The organism is Sandarakinorhabdus oryzae (genome assembly GCF_009733735.1).
Classification (GTDB): domain Bacteria; phylum Pseudomonadota; class Alphaproteobacteria; order Sphingomonadales; family Sphingomonadaceae; genus Sandarakinorhabdus; species Sandarakinorhabdus oryzae.
On the sequence record NZ_WNJP01000201.1, the window covers coordinates 1 to 4,496 of the forward strand.

Annotated in this window: 4 protein-coding genes; all 4 read left to right on the forward strand. The window is 68.0% G+C overall.

From position 1 onward, the window contains the following. On the forward strand, positions 1–1,803 hold a 1,803-nt coding region (locus tag GJ693_RS14075; RefSeq protein ID WP_197042214.1), incomplete at its 5' end, for a hydantoinase B/oxoprolinase family protein. A gap of 14 nt (positions 1,804–1,817) precedes the next feature. Then, positions 1,818–2,462, forward strand: a complete 645-nt coding sequence (locus tag GJ693_RS14080) for a DUF969 domain-containing protein (RefSeq protein WP_156256909.1) — start codon at positions 1,818–1,820, stop codon at positions 2,460–2,462. Further along, positions 2,459–3,400 carry a DUF979 domain-containing protein gene (locus tag GJ693_RS14085; RefSeq protein ID WP_156256907.1) on the forward strand — a complete coding sequence of 314 codons (942 nt, stop codon included), beginning with the start codon at positions 2,459–2,461 and terminating at the stop codon, positions 3,398–3,400. Before GJ693_RS14080 ends, GJ693_RS14085 begins: the two co-directional genes overlap by 4 nt. Further along, complete coding sequence (locus GJ693_RS14090) at positions 3,397–4,386, forward strand: DUF2891 domain-containing protein (protein ID WP_156256908.1); 990 nt, start codon at positions 3,397–3,399, stop codon at positions 4,384–4,386. Before GJ693_RS14085 ends, GJ693_RS14090 begins: the two co-directional genes overlap by 4 nt. Positions 4,387–4,496: the final 110 nt, after the last annotated feature.

Sequence of the window (4,496 nt, forward strand, 5' to 3'; positions counted from 1 at the left end):
CCGGCCACCGCGCCGGCGCGCGCGGCCAGCGGCGCGTTGCACGTGGCCACCCACGAGGTGTTCGTGGGACACGGATGGCAGCGTTGCGCCTTCTACAACCGCACTGCCCTGCCCGCCGGCTGGCGCATCGCCGGCCCCGCCGTGATCATCGACAGCGCCGGCACCACGCTGGTCGAGCCCGGCTGGCAGGCCGAAGTGGACGCCGCGGCCAACCTGATCCTGACCCGCCTTGCCCCGGCCGGGAAGACCGCCCTGCCCGCCGCTGACGCGCCCGATCCGATCCGCCTCGAACTGTTCGCCAACCGCTTCATGGCCATCGCCGAAGACATGGGCGAGGCACTAAAGACCACGGCCTGGTCAGTCAACATCAAGGAAAGGCTGGATTTTTCCTGCGCGATCTTTGATGGCGATGGCCATCTGATCGCCAATGCGCCGCACATGCCGGTGCACCTGGGATCGATGGGGGACAGCGTGCGCACGGTGATGGGCAAATGGGCCGGCTCTGCCCGCGGCATCCACCCGGGCGACGCCTTCGTTCTCAACAACCCGTTCGCCGGCGGCACCCATCTGCCCGATGTGACTGTTGTTGTTCCGGTTTTCGCCGGTGGTGCCGCGCCGTCCTTCTGGGTCGCGGCCCGCGGGCACCAGGCTGATATCGGCGGCATCACCCCCGGATCCATGCCGCCCGACAGCAGGAGCATCGCAGAAGAAGGCGTGCTCATCGACAATATCCTGTTGATTGATCAGGGCAATTTCCTCGAAGCCGAGATGCTGGCCTTGCTGCGCAGCGGCCCGTGGCCGGCGCGGGACCCGGCGCGCTGCATCGGCGACTTGAAGGCCCAGGCCGCCGCCTGCACGCGCGGGGCCACGGCGCTGGTCGACCTGTGCCGTTCAGACAGCGAAGCCGTCGTCGCCGCCTTCATGCGCCATGTGCAGGACAATGCAGAACAGGCTGTTCGTGAAGCCATTTCTCGGCTGAAGGATGGCCACCGCTTCGTCGAGATGGACAATGGCGCCCGTGTCTGCGTGGCTGTCCACATCGACCCCGCCAGCCGCAGCGCGGCCATCGATTTCACCGGCACCTCTCCCCAGCTGGCCGACAATTTCAACGCCCCCTTCTCGGTAGCGCAGGCAGCGGTCCTCTATGTTTTCAGATGTTTGGCTGGCAATGATCTGCCGATGAACGATGGCTGCATGCGGCCCCTCACCCTGATCGTGCCGGATGGCTCCATGCTGCGCCCGCAGGCGCCGGCCGCCGTGGTTGCCGGCAATGTCGAAACCAGCCAGATCATCACCGATGCCCTGTTCGGCGCCCTGGGCGTGCTGGCGGCGTCGGAAGGCACCATGAACAATTTCACCTTCGGCAATGCGGCCCACCAATATTACGAGACGATCTGCGGCGGCGCCGGCGCTGGCGATGGCTTCGCCGGTGCCAGCGCGGTGCAGACCCATATGACCAACAGCCGCCTGACCGACCCCGAAGTGTTGGAATCACGTTTTCCGGTGTTGGTTGAGGAATTCAGTGTAAGGCCTTGTTCTGGAGGGTCCGGGCGGTGGCCAGGCGGCGACGGCGTGATCCGCCGCATCCGTTTCCGCGAGGCGATGACCGCCTCACTTCTCTCCGGCCGTCGCCGCACCCGCCCCTTCGGTCTCGCCGGCGGCGGGGACGCCCTGCCTGGCAGTGCCCGTGTCGAGCGCACGGATGGCCGAGTCGATATCCTCGCCGCCTGCGACCGCGCCGAACTGGCGCCCGGCGACATGATCATCATCGAAACCCCGGGCGGTGGCGGCTTCGGCGCGTGACCAGCGTTCCCAGCCTGTGGCCTCTGATCGGCATCGCCATCGTCGTCATCGGCTTTGCCCTGCGCGCCAATCCGCTGGCCGTGGTGGTGGCGGCGGCCTTTGGGTCAGGCCTGGGCGCGGGCCTGTCCATTCCCGAAGTGGTGGCAGCGATGGGCAAGGCTTTCCACCAGAACCGCTATGTCTCCGTGCCCTGGCTGGCCCTGCCCGTGATCGGCCTGATGGAACGGGCTGGCTTGCAGGAACAGGCGGCGGCGCTGATTGCCCGCACGAAAGCCGCAACATCGTCCCGCATCCTGCTGATCTATCTTGGATTTCGCCAGATCACCGCAGCCCTGGGCCTGACCCAGATTGCCGGCCATGCCCAGACGGTGCGGCCGCTGCTGGCGCCCATGGTCGAAGCCGCCGCCGCGCGCGACAAGCCTGACATCAGCGACGATGAACGCAACCAGGTCAAGGCCATGGCCGCCGCCACCGACAATGTCGGCATCTTCTTTGGCGAGGATATCTTCCTCGCCATCGCCTCGATCCTGCTGATCAAGGGCTTCCTCGAAAGCGCCGGCATCTTCGTGCAGCCATTCGATCTGTCGGTGTGGGCCATCCCCACGGCGCTGGCGGCCTTTGCCGTGCACGGCACCCGGTTGTGGCGCCTCAAGCCGTGATCGGCCTGCCCGTGCTTTATGCCCTGGCCGGGCTGGTGTTCGGCAGTTGGGCCGTCGCCACGCTGCTTGACCGGCAGCACGGCAAGCGCCTGGCCGGGGCCGCCTTCTGGGCCCTGCTCGCAGCCGAATTCCTGGCCGGCGACGCATTGGGCAATATGGGCAACGGCCTGCTGCTGCTGGCGCTGGTGGCGCTGGCGCTGCTCGGCGCACCCGGCAAGGGCCAGCCGGCAACATCGAGCGCCAGCGATCGGTCCGCCAGCACGGCCGCGCATGGCAATCGCCTGTTCCTGCCGGCACTGATCATGCCGGCCGTCGCACTGGGCGGCACCTTCCTGTTCCCGCACCTGGGCCAACTGGTTGATCCCAAACAGGTGACGCTGGTTGGCCTGGGCCTGGGCGCCCTGATTGCAGTGGCCGTGCTGATGCTGTGGCTGCGACCACCACCCAGCGCGGCCGTGCAGGAGGGCCGGCGGCTGGCCGAAGGTGTGGGCTGGGCGATGATCCTGCCGCAGATGCTTGCCAGCCTGGGTGCGCTGTTCGCCGTCGCCGGCGTGGGCAACATCGTCGGCGCCTTGGCCCCACTCGCCATTCCCGAAGGCAGCCGCCTCGCCGCGGTACTGGTTTTCACCGGCGGCATGGCGATCTTCACCATCATGATGGGCAACGCCTTTGCCGCCTTCCCGGTGATGATGGGCGGCATCGGCCTGCCCGTACTGGTGCTGGGCCTGGGCGGCAATCCGGTGGTGGTGGGCGCCGTGGGCATGCTGGCCGGCTTCTGCGGCACGTTGCTCAGCCCGATGGCCGCCAATTTCAACATCGTGCCGGCCGCCCTGCTCAATCTGCCCGACCGCTATGCCGTGATCCGCGCGCAATGGCCCACCGCCGTGCTACTCTGGCTGTTCAATACCGCCATGATCTGGGGATTTGCCTTCCGATGATGCTCGACGCTGCCCTGGCTGCCCGCATGGCCGGCATCGCGCTGGGCCATGTCACCCGCGAATATCCGCACAAGCTGGACCATGTCATGGCCGGCGATGCCGATGCGCGCGCACCGCGTGATCTGCACCCGATGTTCTATGGCAGCTTCGATTGGCACAGCTGCGTGCACGGCTGGTGGCTGCTGCTGCGGCTGGCGCACCTGTTTCCCGATCATGCCCGCGCTGCCGAAACCCGGGCACTGGCGGCCGAAACCTTCACGCCGGACAAGGTCGCCGCCGAGCGCGCCTATCTCGCCCGGCCGCTGTCGCGCGGCTTTGAGCGGCCCTATGGCTGGGCCTGGCTGCTCAAGCTGCATGCGGAAATGGCAGGTGCTGGCAATCCCTTGGCGCCGATTCTTGAACCCTTCGCGCAGGATTTCGCCCAGCACTGGCGGGCGCTGCTGACCAATTTTGCCTACCCGATCCGCACCGGGTCGCACGGCAATACCGCCTTTGCCCTGGTGCTGAGCGCGCACTGGGCGGCCGATCATGACCCAGCGCTGCTTGCCCTGATGGCCGCCCGGGCGCAGGACTGGTTTGGCGCGGATCGCGGCGCACAAGCCTGGGAACCGGATGGCGATGCCTTCCTCTCGCCCACGCTGATGGAAGCGCTGGCGATGGCGACCCTGCTGCCGGCCACCGAATTCCGCGCCTGGTTCCGCCATTTCCTGCCACGCGCGAGGCAACAGCAGCCGGCCAGCCTGTTCACCCCGGCCACCGTCACCGATCGCAGCGACGGCAAGATCGCGCATCTCGATGGCCTCAACCTGTCGCGGGCCTGGGCCTTCCGGCGGCTGGCGGCCGTGCTGTCGCCGCGCGATGCCGCCGTGCCGGTGCTGCGCGCGGCGGCCGATGCTCATATCGCCAGCGCCCTGCCCCACATCGCCGGCGATTATGCCGGGGAGCATTGGCTCGCCAGCTTCGCCCTGCTGGCGCTGGAAGGCTGACCGTCGATGGGCCGCCGCACCCTGCTGGTCGGCGGCGCCCTGGTGCTGGCCGTGGCGGCCGGGCTGGGCTGGCGCCTGCTGCAAGACACGCGCACCGCCGCCATTGCCAC

What these genes read in the sequence shown, in the direction of transcription:
- GJ693_RS14090 (WP_156256908.1), top strand. Translation starts at nt 3,397, where the DNA reads ATGATGCTCGACGCTGCCCTGGCTGCCCGCATGGCCGGCATCGCGCTG.